General features: G+C 29.6%; 17 protein-coding genes. 9 read left to right on the top strand and 8 right to left on the bottom strand.

The annotated features are described in order from the left end of the window. Positions 1 to 161: 161 nt before the first annotated feature. The 3 genes from acnD to prpB form a co-directional block, all read right to left on the bottom strand. Complete coding sequence (gene acnD, locus AEBR_RS13080) at positions 162 to 2,756, bottom strand: Fe/S-dependent 2-methylisocitrate dehydratase AcnD (RefSeq protein ID WP_129088191.1); 2,595 nt, start codon at positions 2,754 to 2,756, stop codon at positions 162 to 164. Positions 2,757 to 2,836: 80 nt separating this feature from the next. Next, on the bottom strand, positions 2,837 to 3,985 hold the full coding sequence (gene prpC / locus AEBR_RS13075; protein WP_129088192.1) for a bifunctional 2-methylcitrate synthase/citrate synthase: 1,149 nt from the start codon (positions 3,983 to 3,985) through the stop codon (positions 2,837 to 2,839). A gap of 71 nt (positions 3,986 to 4,056) precedes the next feature. Then, complete coding sequence (prpB, locus tag AEBR_RS13070) at positions 4,057 to 4,941, bottom strand: methylisocitrate lyase (protein WP_129088193.1); 885 nt, start codon at positions 4,939 to 4,941, stop codon at positions 4,057 to 4,059. 172 nt (positions 4,942 to 5,113) lie between these two features. Between prpB and AEBR_RS13065 the strand changes: the two genes are divergently transcribed. Together AEBR_RS13065 and AEBR_RS13060 are read left to right on the top strand one after the other, a co-directional pair. Further along, positions 5,114 to 6,091 (top strand): hypothetical protein, encoded by a 978-nt coding sequence (locus tag AEBR_RS13065; RefSeq protein WP_129088194.1) that lies wholly within the window; start codon positions 5,114 to 5,116, stop codon positions 6,089 to 6,091. A gap of 1 nt (position 6,092) precedes the next feature. Then, positions 6,093 to 6,725: a LysE family translocator gene (locus AEBR_RS13060; RefSeq protein ID WP_129088195.1), complete on the top strand. Its 633-nt coding sequence runs from the start codon at positions 6,093 to 6,095 to the stop codon at positions 6,723 to 6,725. Between the two features lie 29 nt (positions 6,726 to 6,754). Here AEBR_RS13060 and AEBR_RS13055 read toward each other — a convergent pair whose 3' ends face one another. Then, on the bottom strand, positions 6,755 to 7,678 hold the full coding sequence (locus AEBR_RS13055; RefSeq protein ID WP_129088196.1) for a hypothetical protein: 924 nt from the start codon (positions 7,676 to 7,678) through the stop codon (positions 6,755 to 6,757). Continuing rightward, on the bottom strand, positions 7,665 to 9,410 hold the full coding sequence (locus AEBR_RS13050; protein ID WP_129088197.1) for an AAA family ATPase: 1,746 nt from the start codon (positions 9,408 to 9,410) through the stop codon (positions 7,665 to 7,667). The genes AEBR_RS13055 and AEBR_RS13050 overlap by 14 nt, the downstream gene beginning before the upstream one ends. A 190-nt stretch (positions 9,411 to 9,600) precedes the next feature. On the opposite strand from AEBR_RS13050, the gene AEBR_RS13045 reads away from it, so the two are divergent. Genes AEBR_RS13045 through AEBR_RS13035 form a run of 3 tightly spaced genes read left to right on the top strand, consistent with a single transcriptional unit; the run spans position 9,601 to position 11,738 of the window. Further along, complete coding sequence (locus AEBR_RS13045; protein WP_228712203.1) at positions 9,601 to 9,972, top strand: EF-hand domain-containing protein; 372 nt, start codon at positions 9,601 to 9,603, stop codon at positions 9,970 to 9,972. A gap of 60 nt (positions 9,973 to 10,032) precedes the next feature. Beyond that, positions 10,033 to 10,947 (top strand): bile acid:sodium symporter family protein, encoded by a 915-nt coding sequence (locus AEBR_RS13040; RefSeq protein WP_129088198.1) that lies wholly within the window; start codon positions 10,033 to 10,035, stop codon positions 10,945 to 10,947. Between the two features lie 2 nt (positions 10,948 to 10,949). Then, positions 10,950 to 11,738, top strand: a complete 789-nt coding sequence (locus AEBR_RS13035) for a class I SAM-dependent methyltransferase (protein WP_228712204.1) — start codon at positions 10,950 to 10,952, stop codon at positions 11,736 to 11,738. On the opposite strand, the gene AEBR_RS13030 is transcribed toward AEBR_RS13035, so the two are convergent. Continuing rightward, positions 11,735 to 12,625, bottom strand: a complete 891-nt coding sequence (locus tag AEBR_RS13030) for a DMT family transporter (RefSeq protein ID WP_129088200.1) — start codon at positions 12,623 to 12,625, stop codon at positions 11,735 to 11,737. The genes AEBR_RS13035 and AEBR_RS13030 overlap by 4 nt on opposite strands. 163 nt (positions 12,626 to 12,788) lie before the next feature. Beyond that, positions 12,789 to 13,901 carry a glycosyltransferase gene (locus AEBR_RS13025; protein ID WP_128983671.1) on the bottom strand — a complete coding sequence of 371 codons (1,113 nt, stop codon included), beginning with the start codon at positions 13,899 to 13,901 and terminating at the stop codon, positions 12,789 to 12,791. A 167-nt stretch (positions 13,902 to 14,068) separates the two neighbouring features. Here AEBR_RS13025 and AEBR_RS13020 point away from each other — a divergent pair, with 167 nt between their 5' ends. Next, positions 14,069 to 15,235: an iron-containing alcohol dehydrogenase gene (locus AEBR_RS13020; RefSeq protein ID WP_129088201.1), complete on the top strand. Its 1,167-nt coding sequence runs from the start codon at positions 14,069 to 14,071 to the stop codon at positions 15,233 to 15,235. Between the two features lie 34 nt (positions 15,236 to 15,269). Here the strand turns inward: AEBR_RS13020 and AEBR_RS13015 are convergent, their stop codons facing one another. Then, the gene (locus AEBR_RS13015) at positions 15,270 to 16,145 is read right to left on the bottom strand and encodes a DMT family transporter (protein ID WP_228712205.1); all 876 of its coding nucleotides are present in this window, start codon (positions 16,143 to 16,145) and stop codon (positions 15,270 to 15,272) included. 167 nt (positions 16,146 to 16,312) lie between these two features. On the opposite strand from AEBR_RS13015, the gene AEBR_RS13010 reads away from it, so the two are divergent. From AEBR_RS13010 to AEBR_RS13000, 3 genes are read left to right on the top strand one after another with little or no spacing between them, the layout of a single operon-like run. Further along, positions 16,313 to 17,041 (top strand): amino acid ABC transporter ATP-binding protein, encoded by a 729-nt coding sequence (locus AEBR_RS13010; RefSeq protein WP_420370944.1) that lies wholly within the window; start codon positions 16,313 to 16,315, stop codon positions 17,039 to 17,041. Between the two features lie 11 nt (positions 17,042 to 17,052). Further along, positions 17,053 to 17,874: a transporter substrate-binding domain-containing protein gene (locus AEBR_RS13005; protein WP_228712037.1), complete on the top strand. Its 822-nt coding sequence runs from the start codon at positions 17,053 to 17,055 to the stop codon at positions 17,872 to 17,874. A gap of 23 nt (positions 17,875 to 17,897) precedes the next feature. Continuing rightward, positions 17,898 to 18,713, top strand: coding sequence for a transporter substrate-binding domain-containing protein (locus tag AEBR_RS13000; protein ID WP_129088203.1), 816 nt, complete (start codon positions 17,898 to 17,900; stop codon positions 18,711 to 18,713). The last annotated feature ends 2 nt before the right edge of the window (positions 18,714 to 18,715 follow it).

Genomic DNA, 18,715 nt, shown 5'->3' with positions numbered 1-18,715 from the left:
TTTTTGAGGGACCTTAAATTTATATCTTCTTTTTAACGTAAAAAGTAAATTTTTACTAAAAGAAGCCAAATCTAAAGGAGCTGAAGAATCAGCTCTTAGCCTCTCTTATAAAAAGTCTATTTTAGGGCTTTTATACCCTAAAAGAGTTTTAATATTTGCTACTAAGCTTCTGCAACTACATCTTTTGCAAATTTTTGCAATATTCCACCAGCTTTATAAACTTCAACTTCAGCAGAAGTATCCAATCTACAAGTTACAGGAATTTCAACTTGTGCTCCATTAGCTCTTGTCATAACAACAGTTAAATCACATCTTGGAGTAATCTCTCCAACAACTTCAAAAGTCTCTGTTCCATCGATTGCATAGGTGTGTCTAGTCTCACCCTCTTTAAATTGAAGAGGAAGTACACCCATACCAACAAGGTTTGTTCTGTGAATTCTCTCAATTGATTCAGCAATTAAAACTTCAACACCAGCAAGTCTTACACCTTTTGCTGCCCAGTCTCTTGAACTTCCTTGTCCATAGTTTGTTCCAGCAATGATAATCAATGGTTGTTTTCTTTCCCTGTAAGTCTCAATTGCTTCCCACATTCTAGACTCAATTCCATCAGGCATAATTTTAGTTAAACTTCCTTGTTTAACATTTCCATTTTCATCTTTAACCATTTCATTAAATAGTTTTGGATTTGCTAATGTAGCTCTAGAAGCTGTATTATGATCTCCCCTATGGGTTGCATAAGAGTTTAAATCTTCTATTGGAAGTCCCATTTTAATACAATACTCTCCAGAAGCACTATCAGGCAAAATAGCATTTGATGGAGATAGATGGTCTGTTGTGATATTATCAGGGAAAACACCAAGAGGTCTTAGATTTTTAAGAGCTGGCATACTCATAAACTCATCTTCCCAATATGGTGGTTTTTGGATATAAGTTGATTTAGGACTCCATTTATAAAATGGTTCAACTTTAATATCACCTAAAGCACTTCTTGCAAACATAGGTTCATAAATCTCTGTAAACATCTCAGGTTTTAGTGAAGAGTTAAGAACTTCATCAATCTCTTTGTCACTTGGCCACAGATCTTTTAGTTTGATATCATTTCCATTTTTATCTTTTCCTAAAGAGTCATTTTCAATATCAAATCTAATTGAACCTGCAAGAGCATAAGCTATTACAAGAGCAGGACTTGCTAAAAATGCCTCTTTTACATATGGATGAATTCTTCCATCGAAGTTTCTATTTCCTGAAAGTACGGCTGTTGTGTAGATATTATTATCAACTGCCTCTTTTTGAATTTTTGGATCTAAAGCCCCACTCATACCATTACAAGTTGTACAAGCAAAACCAACAATACCAAATCCAAGTTTTTCAAGCTCTGGAAGAAGTCCTGCTTCTTTTAGGTAAACCTCTGCAACTTTTGAACCAGGAGCAAGTGAAGATTTAACCCAAGGTTTTCTTGAAAGTCCTAACTCATTTGCTTTTTTAGCCAATAGTCCAGCTGCAACAACATTTCTAGGGTTTGAAGTATTTGTACATGAAGTAATAGCTGCAATTAAAATTGCACCATCTGGCATTTTATCACCCTCTTGTACAAAATCTTTTACAATTCCCTCAGCTTTTAGTGTTGAAGTTGGAACTAACTTATGTGGTTTAGATGGTCCTGCTAAGCTTCTTGTTACTGTTGTTAAATCAAATTTTAGTGTTCTAGCATATGTTGCATTTGCAAAAGAGTCTGCCCATAGACCATTTGCTTTTGCATAAGCTTCCACAAGTTTTACTTGATTTGCTTCTCTCCCTGTTAGTTTTAGATAATCAATTGTTTGTTCATCAATTGCAAACATAGCTGCACTTGCTCCATACTCAGGAGTCATATTTGAAATAGTTGCTCTATCTCCTAAATTTAGGTATTTAATACCTGAACCATAAAACTCTAAATAAGCTGAAATTACATTGTTTTCTCTTAAAAATGATGTTAAAGAAAGAGCTATATCAGTTGCTGTAATACCTTCAGCTCTTGTTCCAACTATTTCTACTCCAATAATTTCAGGAACTCTCATATAAGATGGGTTTCCAAGCATTACATTTTCAGCTTCTAATCCACCAACACCAACTGCAATTACTCCTAAAGCATCCACATGTGGAGTGTGTGAGTCAGTTCCCACAAGGGTATCAGGACTTGCAATACCATCAATATTATGAACAACTGGAGACATTTTTTCAAGGTTGATTTGGTGCATAATACCATTTCCTGGAGGTATAACATCCACATTGTTAAATGCCTCTTTAGTCCAGTTTATAAAATGGAATCTATCTGCATTTCTTCTATCTTCAATATCTCTATTTTTTTGGAAAGCATCTGGGTCATACCCACCACACTCAACTGCCAAAGAGTGGTCAACTATAAGTTGTGTTGGAACAACAGGGTTTACCTTTTGAGGATCTCCTCCCTCTTTAGCAACAGCTTCTCTTAGCCCTGCAAGGTCAACAAAAGCTGTTAATCCTAGGATATCGTGACAGATTACACGGCTTGGATACCAAGGGAAGTCTTTATCTGTTCTTTTTTCTATTAACTGTATAAGTGAGTCTTTCAAATCTTCACTTGGACACTTTCTTATTAAGTTTTCCGCTAAAACTCTTGAGGTATAGTTAAGTTTTTCAAAAGAGCCTGGAGTAATATCCTCAACTGCACTCTTTACATCATAATATTTAACTTTGTCAACACCATCAAGCTTTTTTAGATATTTTTCGTTTGTCATTGTTTATACCTATTTAAAAATTTCTTTGTAAAAAAAAGCCATCAAAGACTTGATGGCTTTTACATATTGAGTAATAACTCTTACTCTCTCTCTGCTAACGGAACGAATTTTAAGTTTTCAGGACCTGTATAGTTTGCTGATGGTCTAATAATTTTTCCATCTTCTCTTTGCTCAATTGCGTGAGCTCCCCATCCTGTTACCCTTGAAATAATAAAGATTGGAGTAAACATATCTGTCGGAATTCCCATTTGGTTATATGAAACAGCTGAGAACCAGTCAAGATTTGGGAACATTTTTTTCTCTTCCCACATTACTGATTCAATTCTTTCAGCTACATCATACATCAACATATCGTTGTTTTCTTCAGATAGATCTTTTGCAACCTTTTTGATTACTACGTTTCTTGGGTCACAAATAGTATAAACTGGGTGTCCAAATCCAATAATAATCTCTTTTCTTGCCATTCTCTCTTTGATATCTTTTTCTGCTTCATCAGCACTTGAATATCTCTCTTGAATTCTAAATGCTACTTCGTTTGCTCCACCATGTTTTGGACCTCTTAGAGCTCCAATTGCACCAGTGATACAAGAGAACATATCTGAATTTGTTCCAGAGATTACCCTTGAAGTAAATGTAGAAGCATTGAACTCATGTTCTGCATAAAGGATTAGTGATACGTGCATAGCTTTAACCCAAGACTCTCTTGGTTTTTCACCATGTAATAGGTGTAAGAAGTGCCCACCTACTGAGTCATCATCAGTTACTACATCAATTCTTTTTCCATTATAAGCGAAGTGGTACCAGTAAGTTAAAATTGAACCAAAACATGCTAGAAGTTTATCAATAATATTTTGTGCTCCCTCTTTTGGGTGAGACTCATCTTCTGACATAATTGCACCTAAAACTGAACATCCTGTTCTCATAACATCCATTGGGTGAGCTGTTTTTGGAAGTTGCTCAAGGGCAACTTTAACCCCTTGTGGAATATCTCTAAGACTTTTTAGTTTTGCTTTATATGCTGCAAGTTCTGCTTTATTTGGTAATTTTTCATGAACAATTAGGTATGCAATCTCTTCAAACTCTGCTTGATTTGCGAATTCTAAAATATCATAACCTCTATAGTGAAGGTCATTTCCACTTTTACCTACTGTACAAATTGCAGTGTTACCTGCTGCGTGTCCTGACAATGCAACTGATTTTTTTGGTTTAAATCCTGTAGTCGTACTCATAATTTTCTCCTTTTGTAAAGTATTCCCTAGTTTTTACTTTTTTTCAATGTAAATTATAATTTTATAATTAATTATTTTGCTTTTCCCTTAGCAAATAGTTGGTCCATTTTTTGCTCATAATCATGGTATCCTAACATATCATATAGTTCCATTCTTGTTTGCATAGTATCAAGAACACCCTCTTGAGTACCTTTTTCTCTTAACTCTTGATATACATTTAGTGCAGCTTTGTTCATTGCTCTAAATGCTGATAGAGGATAAAGAACCATAGAGATTCCAACTGAACCTAATTCATCTACTGTAAACATTGGAGTAGCTCCAAACTCAGTAATGTTTGCCAACACAGGTACTTTCACAGCTTGAGTAAACTCTTTGTACTCTTTTAGAGTATGAACAGCTTCAGCAAAAATTGCATCTGCTCCTGCTTCAACATAAGCTAAAGCTCTATCAATTGCAGCTTGTTGCCCTTCACTTGCGTGTGCATCTGTTCTAGCAATAATATAAAAATCTGGATCAAGATCCATTTTAGCATCAACAGCAGCTCTGATTCTATCACACATCTCTTCTGTTGATACTAACTCTTTATTTGGTCTATGTCCACATCTTTTTGCAGCAACTTGATCTTCTATATGAAGTCCAGCAGCACCAGATCTAATAAACTCTTTTACAGTTCTAGCAACATTAAAAGCGTGTCCCCAACCTGTATCTGCATCTACAATTAGCGGTGTGTCACAAATAGATGTAACTCTTCTAATATCAATACAAACATCTTCTATCATAGTCATACCTAAATCTGGTAAACCATATGATGCGTTTGCAATCCCTCCACCTGAAAGATAGATTGCTTTGAATCCTACTTTTGTAGCTTGTAATGCTTGATAAGCATTGATTGTTCCTACAATTTGTAGTGGAGATTCTTCTTTAAGTGCTTCTCTAAATCTTTTTCCTGCGCTCATAAAAATCCTTCTTATATTTAATGGATTTAAATTATACTGCATAAAAGTTTTACTACAGTGTATAGTTTCTTTTTTAAAAAAACAACTTTTTGGAAAAAATTATAAAAATGTACAATATCTGTTCTTATGTATTGAAATGGTACAATACATAAATTTTACATAGGATAGGTAGATGACATATAAAAATGGAATAGAAAAATTTATAGAGATTTTTAAACGTTCAAACCTTAGTATATCTAAATTTGCTTCATTAATCCAAAAGGACAGAAGAACTGTTACTTCATGGATAGATAGTGTATCTGATATAGAACCAAATGAAGAGGTAAAAAATAGAATCTGTCAAATCTTTAGGTATCCAGATTTTATTTGGGAAGAGGGTTGTAGTGGAGAAGAATTTATAAAATCAATAACACAAATACCCCAAAAAGAGGTAAGAATTATTGATGAAGATTATCATGGAAGACTTAAATATATAATGGAGCTTGAAAAAAACAGAAGATTTGTTATTCAGTCTCAATTTCCTGGTCCTATGTATAGGGATACAGCAGTAAAAAGAGTATATAGAACAAGAATTTCTAATGATATAGAGGAGTTAAAACAGCTAAGAATTGAGCAGATGCTAAAGTATGATTATGATACAACTGAGTGGTACTCTATTAAATCAGTTCTTAGTTTCTGTTTTGCCTCTATTGGAAACTTCTATACAAAAGAGGAGAAGATAAAGATATTAGAGCTTATTTATGAACTTTTTAATAATAACTACAATAAAAAGCTTTTTTTATTTGACTCTTTTTCAAGGAAAATTTATGGGATGGAGACAACTTATATCTCTATAAATGTAAAACAAAAGATACTCTTTTTTAAATCCCCTATTGAGTCAGTTTTTATTGAGATTAGAAATAAAAATCTAGTTGAAAGGATGCATAAATATTACTCTTCTCCTGTTGAAGCACCAAGTCATGTGAATTTTTTAGAATCAGTTAAGATTATAAAAATTTTACAAGATGCAGTTAAATATAATAACACTTTAGCCCAAGCTTATGAAGAGATAAATAGAACAACTGATTATGGAGAACTTTTTTTTCATAATTTAAGTGTAGAGATGCAAAAACAAGTAACTCAACCAAAGCCAGGACAAAAAAGGAATTAATATGGATAACGCTTTATATTTACATCAATTTATAATATTAGCAGGGGCAATGTTTTTAGCACTTTTATCACCAGGACCTGATTTTGCAATGATTTTAAAACAAAGTGTTACCTATGGAAGAAGAGCTTCAATTTTTACAAGTATAGGTATAGCCATGGGAATCTCTGTACATATTATCTATTCTGTTCTTGGAATAGGGCTTATTATCTCAAAATCTATAATTCTTTTTAATCTTATAAAATTTTTAGGTGCAGCATATTTGATATATATTGGATACCATACCCTAAAAGCAAAACCTATAAAATTTGAAAATAATAAACATCTTATAAATAAACAGATAAGTGATTTTAAAGCTTTTAGATTGGGATTTTTATGTAATGCTTTAAATCCAAAGGCAACAATGTTTTTTTTATCTATGTTTTCTGTTGTAATAAGTGTTGATACACCTTTATATATCCAAAGTTTTTATGGAATTTTTTGTATTTTTGAAACAGCTTTTTGGTTTATCGCTTTATCTTTTATATTAAGTCAAAAAAGTGTTAGAAATTTTTTAAACTCTTTTGGTAAATGGTTTAATAGAGCAATCGGTACAGTTTTAATAGCCCTTGGGTTAAAAGTAGCATTTAGTAAATAAATATGCTTTTGCATATTTATTTATAAGTATCAAATCAACTCCAACTCTTCACTTATATCTTTTATAAGTTTTGAAAGAGGGCGTTTGTGTAAGTCTTCATCTTTTTTATAATTACCAAGTAAATATCTATAAATCTCATCTTCAGCAAAGCCAAAACTTTTTAATTCTTCTATATAACTTTTTGGATAATAGGCTTTTTTTATTAAAAGCTCTAAAACAATATCTTTATGTTGTTTGTATAACTCTTTTAATTTAAATGTTTCTATATTTTTATTTGCTGATACAAAATCTATTTCAAAACTATCAAAATCATATCTTTCCTTTTCAATATTAAAAAAATTAATATCATTTGGTGTGTAAGTTAGTTTAAAATCATTTTCTTTTATTTCATATGGATTAATTAAGTCTAAATCTATTTTTTCTTTTTTTGTATGGTTACAGATAGAACAACTTGGTATAAGATTATAGAAACTCATTGCTAAAAAAGGGTAAATTGACTTTGGATAAAAGTGGTCTATCTCAGGTCTTAACTTTCCATTTTCTTCATCTATTACAAAAGTATAATTTCTATTGCAATAAGGACAAGATTTTAAATTCAAATCTTGAACAAATTTATATGCACCATATGTTGTTCTTTTTGTCCAATTGTCATACTCTTTTCCGAAAATATCATTTCTTAGTATTTTATATATTCTTTTCCAATCTTCTTTTTTTGTATCCTTTTTTCCTATGCTATTAGGAAAATTTTTTTCAAAATATTTTATATATTCTTTCATTTTAGAGTTATTAGCTTCTAAAATATCTTTTAAATTATCTTTTATATAACTTAAGCACTCTTTATCGATTTGTTTTAAATCTGAATCATCTATATTTTCAAATAATTCTTTTATTTTATGCAATGTTTTATCTATATGCATATCAAAAAGTGTTTTATTAAATTTAATTTGAAGCATTTTTTAATCTTTTTATTTCATTTTCTAATTCTTTTATTTTTGCTTCATTAGATTTTGGAAATTTAATTTCATACATTCTTAAAAGTTTTTCTTTTAAAAAATCTTCTCCAATAAACCCAATAATAGGTTTTAAATTTTTTTCAAAAAAGTTATGTTCCACTTTTAGTGGAGGTAAAAATTTAACTTCTAAATCAATAAATTTATTCTCCCCATTTAAAAATTTCAATATTTTTGAAATTTTATTTTTTGCAAACTCACCCATAAGCCCATCTTGCATAAAAAAACCATGGGAAAGTAACGTATGTATATTTGCTCCAAATGGATTTATATCTACATTATTCGTATCATTTATACAGTTTCCATTTTCTTCATCTTTTTTTAAAAATACTACATTATCTTTTGGTAAGTCTGAAAGTATAAATGGAGAGTGTGAAGTAAAAATAATTTGAAAGTTTTTATTCTTAATTTCTTTTAAAAAGTAAACAAGATAACTTACAAAGTATTTTTGCCAATTTGGATGTAATCCAACTTCAAACTCATCTAACAAAATTAAAACCTTTTCAATATGATTAGGTTTGTTATGTCCATCCTCAATAACATCTAATTTTTGTGCATAGTGTAAAATTTTATTTAATTGAATTAAAAGTTGCCTCTCTCCAAAACTTAATGTTTGAAATGATTTTTTACCATCATAAAGTTCTATATCAAAAAGTAGTGTTGGAAAATCATCAATAAAATTATAAATATCTTTAGTTATTTCATCAATATCCCATTCATAAAAAACTCCTGAAGGTATATTTTTATCTTTTAATCCTTTAATGATTTCTTTATGTTTTTCTAACATTTCTTTACATTTATACTTACTTGCTAGATTATCATTATTATAAAAATTACCATTCTTACCAAAACCATTACTAAAATTATGTCCTACTCTTACAAAATCTCTTTTTTGACTCATAAAATTTTCTATATTTTCTATGAATTTTTTATAATTTTTATTTTCTAAATTTTCTTTTATGTCTTCTCTTGTTTTTTTGATTTTTTCTAAACTTTCAGCTGTATAGTTGCCATTTAGATTATATTTATCATTGATTGTTTCATCTTCGTTCAATTTTATGTATTTTAATTTTATTTGTACTTTATTTGGTATAAAAAATTTATTTATACTCCCTTTAAAATATGTATTTTTATCTTCTAAATAATTAGATAGAATTATTTTAGAATTAAAATTAATATCAAGTTTATTATTATCTACAAATAATTGTTTCGGTAAATTTTCTTTTGATTCAAATTCATTATCAACATTATTGATATAGGCACTAATAAAATTAGAAAACTTCTTAAATATATCATTATTAAGATGATGGTAGTTAAACTCATTAGTTTTTTTAACGGTTATTTTATTTTGATATAAATATTTAGTATTGTCATTTTGATATAATAGAAAAAAATTAACATTTAAAGTTGCTTCATTATAGAGAAAATTAAATATAATTTCAAGAACACTACTTTTCCCACTCCCATTTTCACCAATAATAGCAGTAACATTTATATTCTCAGGGAAAATACTTATATAATTTTTATTTTCTTCAATAATTAATTCACAATTGCCTTTTAATCTTCCATTTTCGTCATACTTATCTTTAAATTTACACTCAAATCTAGGAGAAAAATTAAACCCTTGATGATATATATTTTTATACTCTTCAACCCATAAATAAACTAATTCCATAATAACTCTTTAAATATAATATTTGCAAATATATTACAAGAATATTATTTAAATTCTATAATCTTTAATCTAATCTCTTTATTTATATCAACCATGCTATTTGATATCTTTTATTACCGTAATAAAATCTACAATTTTGTTTTATATGTAAATAGGAGTATAATATTTGCACCAAAAGAAGGAGGACGTTATGAAAAGTTTAGTAAAAATATCTGGCTTTTTAATTACGGCATTTAGTTCTTTGTTGATGTTGTCGATATCAGTAAATGCAGCAAATCTACCTGCAAGAGGACCTATTGCTTTTTCAGTATATGATGCAAATGGTGATGGAGTAATCTCTGAACAAGAGTTTTATGATATAAGAGCACAAAGAATTCAACAAAAAGTTGATCAAGGTATGCCAATGAGAAATGTTGGTAATTCTCCTGATTTTAAATACTTTGATACTAATGGTGATGGAAAACTAACTGAAACAGAGTTACTAAAAGGTCAAAATACAATGATGCAAAACAGACCAAATGGCCCAAAAGGTTATGGGAAAGGTATGATGCAACAACAATAAGATATGAGGGGTTTACCTCATATCTCCTCTTCCTGCATTAAAAAATTTAAGTAGAGAGTTATGATTAAAAAGATTTCGAGTTTTTTCCCTATATGGGCTATTTTATTTTCTATTTTTACATATAGTTATCCTAATAGCGTAGTAGATTTAAAAGGTTGGATTATCCCCCTTTTGATTCTAATAATGTTTTGTATGGGAATAACTTTGAAAATTTCTGATTTTAAAAGAGTACTTAAAAGACCAAAGATAGTAGCACTTGCAGTCTCTTTACAGTTTCTAATAATGCCCTTTGCAGCCTTTGTGGTCTCTAAAATCTTTAATCTATCAGAAGAACTTCTAATAGGAATGGTATTAGTTGGTGCTGTTTCAGGAGGAACAGCTTCAAATGTAATCGCATATTTAGCAAAAGCTGATGTTGCTTTATCAATTACAATGACTGTTGTTTCTACTCTTTTATCTATAGTTGTAACTCCTTATTTAACTCTTCTTTATGTTGGACAAACTGTTCCTGTACCTGCTTTGGATATGTTGTATAGTATATTTAAAATAGTATTTTTGCCAGTTGTTGCAGGATTAGTTTTAAATCAAATTTTTGATAAATATATTAAAAAAAGCCACGATATTTTTGCTTTTTTGTCAATTGTTTCAATAGTTTTTATTATAGGAATAATTATAGGAATAAATCAAGAGAAGGTATCTTCAATTGCAAGTTCTTTAATGTTATCAATTATTTTACATAATTTGATAGGATTAGTAAGTGGTTTTTACATAACAAAAAAATTGGGATTTAATCAAATAGAGGCAAAAACGGTTGCAATAGAAGTTGGAATGCAAAATTCTGGATTGGCTGTAGTTTTGGCAATGAAATATTTTACAGCTCTTAGTGCGCTACCAGGCGCGATTTTTAGTATTTGGCACAATATCTCTGGTTCAATTATTGCAGGGTATTGGAGCAAAGAAGAGAAAAAGGATTAATTTTGTTTTATGAAGATATAGATTTTAATGAGTTATACAAAATTCAAAAAGAGATAACCTCATTCAAAGCTAAAAAAAGCAAAGATTGGGATAAAAAAGCACAGAGTATGAATGAAAAAGTTCATAAATCAATCTACAATGATAAGTTTTTAGAGCTAATAAATTTAGATGGCATCTCAACAGTTTTAGATGTTGGATGTGGCGTGGGAAACCTCTCTTTAAAATTTGCAGAAAAAGTAGACAAAGTTTATGCTCTTGATTACTCTGATGCAATGCTTGAACTTCTAAAAGAGAATATGAATAATAAAAATATTACAAATATTGAACTTATAAAAAACTCTTGGTTTGACCCTTGGGATGAGGTGCCAAATGCAGATTTAGTGGTGGCTTCAAGATCTTTGGAAGTAAAAAATATGCAAAAAGCTTTAGCAAAACTAGATGAAAAAGCCAACAAAAAAGTTGTAATTTCATATAGAGTTGGAGGGTATTTTATTCCTGAAGAGATATTAAGAGTACTTAATAGGGAAATAATACAAAAACCAGATTATATATATTTGGTTAATATCCTTTTCCAAATGGGAATAAACGCAAGTGTTAGTTTTATCAAAAGTGAAGGGCAAAATAAATTTTATAGTTCAAAAGAGAAATTTATTGAGTCTGTCTCTTGGAGTTTAGATGGTATAAGTGACGAAGAGAGAGAAAGACTAGAAAAATATTTTGATAGTACTGACTTAACAAAAAAAGAGGATTATAACCTTTGGGCTATAATCTCTTGGGAAAAAGAGCTTTAAGCTCTTTTCCTTTTTAGTTTTTTTATTTTAAATTCACTTACAAAAACACCAAATAAAATTATAAAAGAAGCTAAAAGCTCAACAAAAGAGACTTTTTCATCTAAAATTAGATTTGCCAAAACTAGAGCAAATACAGGAATTAGATATATAAAAATAGCAGCTTTTGAAGCTTCAACTTTTGTTAAAGCATAGTTATAAAGTCCATACCCTGCAAGGGTTACAACAACACCTAAATAAAATAGAGCTAAAACTGAGTTTAGTGTAAAATTAATATCGTTAGTTGAGAACTCATAAATAAAAATTGGGAAAAAGAATATTGTTCCAATAAATACTTGAAAAGCTGTAATAAAAAGAGCAGAAAACTCTTTTGTCAAATATCTTGCAACAATTGTATATCCAGCCCCACATGCCATAGCTAAAAATTCAAGAAAATTACCCAATATTGGGTTTGGTGCACTTTGTGAAGCTGTTGCGTTTGAGCTTAAAATTACAGTTCCTAAAAGAGCAATAAATGAACCCAAAAGCAGTCTAAATGTTATTTTCTCTTTTAAAAAAAATCCAGCAGCTACACCAACAATAATTGGAAGTAATGAGGTAATCATCCCAGCTTGAGAAACAGAAGTTAATTGAAGAGCTTTTGCTTCAAAAATAAAATAGAGACAAGGCTCAAAGAATGCCAACAAAATAAGAAATTTGATATTTCTTTTAGTGAAATTGAACTTCATAAAATCCTTTATAAAGTACAAAAAACACAAAGAAGCAATAAGCATTCTAAAAAATATTACTGAAAAAGCTTGCATATCTATCATCGCTATTTTTAGGGCGATAAAAGAGCTTCCCCATATAAACATTGCAAAGGTTAAAAGTAAAAATCCAACGTAATTCATAGTTATTCTTTAAATAGTGATTGATTTGTTTTTTGAATAAACTTAACAAACAAAAGAGGTGAGATATTGTTATTTGTTGGTAGTCTATTTTAAAACGCAATTATATATGTACTTTGCTAAAAAGTTGTTATTTTCTTGAAACTTTTATAGAAGAAAATCTCTTCTATAAAATATTTAATTGATGGGCTAGGTCTGCTGCAATTCTTTTATAGTTTCTTACATCTAAAAGTCTATTTTGACCATTTATTCCAACTTGCGCAACTTCCTCTTTTGGAAGATCTAAGATATATTCAAGTTTCTCTTTTATGGCATTTTTATTAAATTCACAAAACCAAGCATCTCTATCTTTTTGGAAAATCTCACTATTGTTTGCATTATCTGTCATAATACAAGGAACAGCAGATGAGTAATAATCCATAATTTTAACAGGAGTAGAGGTGTTAAATAGTGGAATATCAGGTAGTATTGAAACTCCAATATCAGCTTTTGCAATTAAATCCAAAAGTTCATCTTTTGTTTTTGCATTTTGAATTTTTACTCTATCTTTTAGATTTTCAAAACTATCTATTACCTCTTTTGCATATTCTGGGTCTTTTGTTGAAATTGTTAAACTCCAATCACTGCTATGCAAAGAGTCAAAAGCCTCTAAAACTGTCTCAAACTCTCGCAACTTATCCAGTGTTCCAGCGTAAAAAAATCTTTTTTCACTGCTTTCATGTTGAATATTTTCATGCAGAATCTCAGGGTCAATCGCTGGAGGACAAATATATGTTCTTGTTTTTACATCAGAAAAATACTCTTCTTGCATCTGCTTAGAGCTTGGAAGAAAAAGGTCACACTGATTTATTAGTTTGGTCTCTGAAAAAGTTGTTAAAGTATTATTTAGATATTTTAAAAATGAGCCTTTGTTATTTGCAGAATCAACTTGCATTTTGGCTCTTCTTTTTGGAAAAGAGAGTCTATATCCAACTTTGTAGTCGTAAACTTTGCTATTAGCTAATACATCTTTTAATATCTCTCCACTATTTCTTACAAATACATAAGAGTAAGAAGAGAGATCAATACCAGAATTTTTTAACTCTTTTATAACTTTTGCTTTACATGCAATTGGTAAAACAAATCTTGTTTCATCTTTTTTTTCAAATTCTGCTTTGAACTGACTAAAATATATGATATTTACATCAAAATGCTCTTGCAGATATTTTTCAAATAAAGGCCCTATAAAACTGTGATCTGTGTACTCATCCTGATCAGTAATATATAAAAATTTTTTCATGCATATCTCCTTGAACAAGGTATGGGAAATTATATACCTTAATCGTTGCAATAAAAAAGCATTTATATTTTTTTTAATATTTTTACAAAAAAATTAGCTATTTAAAAAGAGTATTTAAGTGAGAAGGGATTAATATAAATTATAAATATAAAATAAAGGAATATGTTATGGCTCGTTTTACATTACCAAGAGATATTTATCATGGTGCAGGTTCTTTAGAAGAATTAAAAAATTTAAAAGGTAAAAAAGCAATCTTAATTGTTGGTGGAAATTCAATGAAAAAATTTGGTTTTTTAGATAAAGCAATCTCTTATCTAAAAGAGGCAAATTTAGAAGTTCAAACTATTGAGGGTATTGAACCAGACCCTGGAGTAGATACAGTTATGGATGGTGCAAAAAAAATGCTTGAATTTGAACCAGATATTATAGTATCAATGGGAGGAGGTTCAGCTATTGATGCTGCAAAAGCAATGTGGATTTTTTATGAATATCCAGATTTTACTTTTAAAGAAGCAGTTATCCCTTTTAATCTGCCAACTTTAAGACAAAAAGCTATATTTGTTGCTATCCCTTCTACAAGTGGTACAGCAACGGAAGTTACAGCTTTTTCAGTTATTACAGATTATAAAGAAAAAATTAAATATCCTATGGCAGATTTTAATATCACTCCTGATATTGCAATAGTTGATCCAAATATAGCAAAAACAATGCCTCAAAAATTAGTTGCTCATACGGGAATGGATGCTTTAACCCATGCAACAGAAGCATATGTTGCTGCACTTCATAGTAATTTTTCAGATCCTTTAGCTATAAAATCACTTCAAATGATAAAAGATACATTAATTGATTCTTATAATGGTGATGAAAAAGCAAAAGAGTTGATGCATGAAGCACAATGTTTAGCAGGTATGGCATTTACCAATGCTTTACTTGGAATTACACACTCAATGGCACATAAAGTTGGTGCAGTTTTTGGTATTCCTCATGGTTGTGCGAATGCAATATTTTTACCTTATGTTATCTCTTATAACAGAAAAGCTTGTGAAGATAGATATGCTGATATTGCAAAATCTTTAAAATTGGAAGGTGAAACTTCAAAAGAATTAGTTGATTCTTATATTGATTTTATTGATGGATTGAATGATAAATTAAATATTCCACATTCAATGAAAGAGTATGGAATAGATGAAAAGGAATTTGAAGAACATTTAGATTTTATTGCACATAATGCAGTGCTTGATGCTTGTACGGGATCAAATCCAAGAAAAATAGATGATGCAACAATGAGAGAGTTATTTATTTGCACCTTTACAGGTAAAAAAGTAGATTTTTAAATTTAAAACTAAAATAGATTTTTCTATTTTAGTTTTACTCTTTTTTTAGTTTTATTTCAGCAAGTAATACTGCAATTATAATTAAAGTAGCACCAAAAACTTGTATAGAAGTTAATATTTCATTCCCTACAAAATAGCCATAAACTCCTGCACTTACAGGTTCCATTGCAAAAATAATTGCTGTTTTTGTTGGGGTTGTAAATTGTTGCATATAAGTTTGAATTAAAAAGGCATAAACAGTGGCAAAAATTGAAGTTACAATTACAGCTTTCAAAAATGAGTTGTTTATTGAGATATTAAATGTAACATCATCTAAACTCAAAGAGAAAATCAGTGAATAGATTGTTACAGTTAGAAATTGAAAAAGCACAAGCATAAAAACATTTACTCTTTTTGAGTATTTATCTGTAAAAAGGATTTGTAGTGCAAATAGTGCAGAACAAATTAGTGATAAAAATTCACCATAACCTATGGTTAACTCTCCACTCATTGTTAATAAATATAATCCTACAACAGCAATAATCGAACCTATAAACACCATTCTTCTTACATGATCTTTAAATATTACATAAGCAAAAAAAGGAACTAAGATTACATTTAGTCCTGTTATAAATGCAACAATAGAACTTTTTGTATGAGAAAGTCCAAAAGTTTGTGTTGCAAAAGCAAAAAAGAGAAAACTTCCAAGGATAAAACCATAAAAGATGGTTTGTTTATTGATTTTGTCATAAAACTTGTAAGCAATTATTGCCATTAAAATAGTTGCGAATAAAAACCTATAAAATAAAAAAGCATAGACTGGAACTGTATTGATGGCTTCTTGAACCATTAAAAAAGTAACACCCCAAGCAATAGCAACTGTCAAAAGTAGAAAATCTGCCCTAAATTCAAGTAATTTTTTTCTATTCACCTATCTTCCCTATAATAAATATTGCGAATTATACAGCTTAGTTAATTAAACTTGCTGTTTTTAAAAAATTGTATAATTGTTACACATTTATATACAAGTTTAAATCTATTTATTATATTATAATCGTTTAGACTAAAAAAAGAGAGATAATGGATAGTAGTAGTAATATTATTAATATGAACAAAATTGATAAATTTTATGACGATTTTCACGTTTTAAAAGGTATTAATTTTTATGTAAAAAGAGGTGAAATTGTAGTTGTCTGTGGTCCTTCAGGCTCAGGGAAATCAACACTAATTAGATGTATCAATGGTTTAGAAGATATTGATTCTGGAACAATTATTGTTGATGGAATAGATATTAATGAGAGTAGAAAGAGTCTTCAAGCAATTAGAGGTGAAGTTGGAATGGTATTTCAACACTTCAATCTTTTCCCACATCTTACAATATTAGAAAATATCACATTAGCTCCTGGCTTAGTTAAAAAGGTTAAAAAAGAGGAAGCTAAAAAAATTGCAATGGAACTTCTTAAAAAAGTTAAATTGGAAAACAAAGCAAACGCTTATCCAGCCGATTTAAGTGGTGGACAAAAACAGAGAGTTGCTATTGCAAGAAGTTTAGCTATGAAACCAAAGGTAATCCTTTTTGATGAACCTACATCAGCCCTAGATCCTGAAACTATTGGAGATGTATTATCTGTAATGAAAGACTTAGCACATGAAAAATATACTATTGTTTGTGTAACTCACGAGATGGGTTTTGCTAAAGAAGTTGGTGACAGAATTGTATTTATGGACCATGGTGTAATCGTTGAAGAGAATTCACCAGAAGAGTTCTTTGCAAATCCAAAGAGCCAAAGAGCTAAAAACTTCTTAAAAGAGATTTTAACACATTAGGATAAGATAAAATGATTAAAAAGCTATTTTTACTATTTACATTACTTGTTAGTGTAAATATTTTATTTGCAGATGATATAAATGTTTGGAAAAAGTCTACACTTAACCAAATATTGGAAAGAGGCGAGTTAAGAGTTGGTTTAGAACCAGGTTACATGCCTTTTGAAATGAAAGATAAAAAAGGAAGAGTTATTGGTTATGATGTTGATCTTGCAAAAGAGATGGCAAAAGCAATGGGAGTTCAACTTAAAATAATCCCAACAGCTTTTGATGGAATTATTGCAGGACTATTAACAAATAAATTTGATGTGATTATTGCAGGAATGACAATAACTCAACAAAGAAATTTGAAAATCAATTTTTCAGAGCCATATTTAGTTGTAGGTCAAACAGTTCTTTTAAACAAAAACTATAAAGATGAGATAAAAGAGGCAAAAGATCTTGATAATGCAAAGTATACAATTACTGCAAAATTAGGTCAAACAGGAGAGATAGTTGCAAGGAAGTTCTTTAAAAATGCACAGATAAATACCTTTGATACTGAAGCAGAAGCTGTTGCTGAAGTTTTAAATAAAAAGGCAGTTGCTTTTATAAATGATCAACCTTATAATGCAATGTTTATGGATGCAAAAGGGAAAGATAAACTTATTCATATGGATAAACCTTTAACATATGAACCTTTAGCTTTTGCAATAAAAAAGGGAGACCCTGATTTCTTAAACTGGCTAAATAACTTTTTAAGACAAGTTAAAGAGGATAAAGTTCAAGATACATATCAAAGACTTTATGATAAATGGTTTATAGATACATCTTGGTTAGAAAAAGTACAATAATTAATCTTATAATAGGAGAAAAAATGAAAAAATTAGTTTTAGCGTTTATCGTGTTGTTTACATCAACTCTTTTTGCAGATGATATAAACTTGTGGAAAAAATCTACTCTTAATCAGATTTTAGAGAGAGGTGAACTACAAGTTTGTATGGAACCAGGATATATGCCTTTTGAGATGAAAGATAAAAAAGGAAGAATTATTGGTTATGATGTTGACTTTGCTAAACAAATGGCAAAAGATATGGGAGTTAAGCTAAAACTTCTTCCAACTGCATGGGATGGAATTATTGCAGCATTAGTTACTGGTAAATGTGATATTATCATGTCTGGTATGACAATTACTCAAGAAAGAAACTTAAAAATCAACTTTGCTAACCCATATATTGTTGTAGGTCAAACAATGATGATGAAAAAATCTTTAGAGGGTAAAATTAAAACTGCAAAAGATTTAGATAAACCTGAATATACAATTGTAACAAAACTTGGAGTAACTGGTGAAGTTGCTGCTAGAAAATTTTTCAAAAATGCAAAAATTATAACATTTGAATCTGAAGCGGATGCAGCTTCTGAAGTATTAAACGGTAAAGCAGATGCTATGATTTATGATCAACCTTATAACGTACTATTTATGTCTGACAAAGGGAAAGGTAAACTTATCCATTTAGATGCGCCACTTACTTATGAGCCATTAGGATGGGCTGTTAGAAAAGGTGATCCAGATTTCTTAAACTGGTTAAATAACTTCTTAAGTCAAATGCAAGAGGATAAAGTTGTTGGTTTCTCTGATGAACTTTACAAAAAATGGTTAGTTGATACTGACTGGTTACAAAGAGTTCAATAATA

Source organism: Halarcobacter ebronensis (genome assembly GCF_013201825.1).
In the GTDB taxonomy this organism is placed as follows: Bacteria; Campylobacterota; Campylobacteria; order Campylobacterales; family Arcobacteraceae; genus Halarcobacter; species Halarcobacter ebronensis.
Note: the sequence above shows the minus strand (reverse complement) of the source record. Positions and strands in the feature narration are given on the sequence as shown.

Coding starts and splice junctions, on each gene's coding strand:
- AEBR_RS13065 (WP_129088194.1), top strand. CDS start 5,114: ATGACATATAAAAATGGAATAGAAAAATTTATAGAGATTTTTAAACGT.
- AEBR_RS13045 (WP_228712203.1), top strand. CDS start 9,601: ATGAAAAGTTTAGTAAAAATATCTGGCTTTTTAATTACGGCATTTAGT.
- prpC (WP_129088192.1), bottom strand. CDS start 3,985: ATGAGTACGACTACAGGATTTAAACCAAAAAAATCAGTTGCATTGTCA.
- AEBR_RS13030 (WP_129088200.1), bottom strand. CDS start 12,625: ATGAATTACGTTGGATTTTTACTTTTAACCTTTGCAATGTTTATATGG.
- AEBR_RS13055 (WP_129088196.1), bottom strand. CDS start 7,678: ATGCTTCAAATTAAATTTAATAAAACACTTTTTGATATGCATATAGAT.
- AEBR_RS13005 (WP_228712037.1), top strand. CDS start 17,053: ATGATTAAAAAGCTATTTTTACTATTTACATTACTTGTTAGTGTAAAT.
- AEBR_RS13020 (WP_129088201.1), top strand. CDS start 14,069: ATGGCTCGTTTTACATTACCAAGAGATATTTATCATGGTGCAGGTTCT.
- AEBR_RS13060 (WP_129088195.1), top strand. CDS start 6,093: ATGGATAACGCTTTATATTTACATCAATTTATAATATTAGCAGGGGCA.
- prpB (WP_129088193.1), bottom strand. CDS start 4,941: ATGAGCGCAGGAAAAAGATTTAGAGAAGCACTTAAAGAAGAATCTCCA.
- AEBR_RS13025 (WP_128983671.1), bottom strand. CDS start 13,901: ATGAAAAAATTTTTATATATTACTGATCAGGATGAGTACACAGATCAC.
- AEBR_RS13050 (WP_129088197.1), bottom strand. CDS start 9,410: ATGGAATTAGTTTATTTATGGGTTGAAGAGTATAAAAATATATATCAT.
- AEBR_RS13040 (WP_129088198.1), top strand. CDS start 10,033: ATGATTAAAAAGATTTCGAGTTTTTTCCCTATATGGGCTATTTTATTT.
- AEBR_RS13000 (WP_129088203.1), top strand. CDS start 17,898: ATGAAAAAATTAGTTTTAGCGTTTATCGTGTTGTTTACATCAACTCTT.
- acnD (WP_129088191.1), bottom strand. CDS start 2,756: ATGACAAACGAAAAATATCTAAAAAAGCTTGATGGTGTTGACAAAGTT.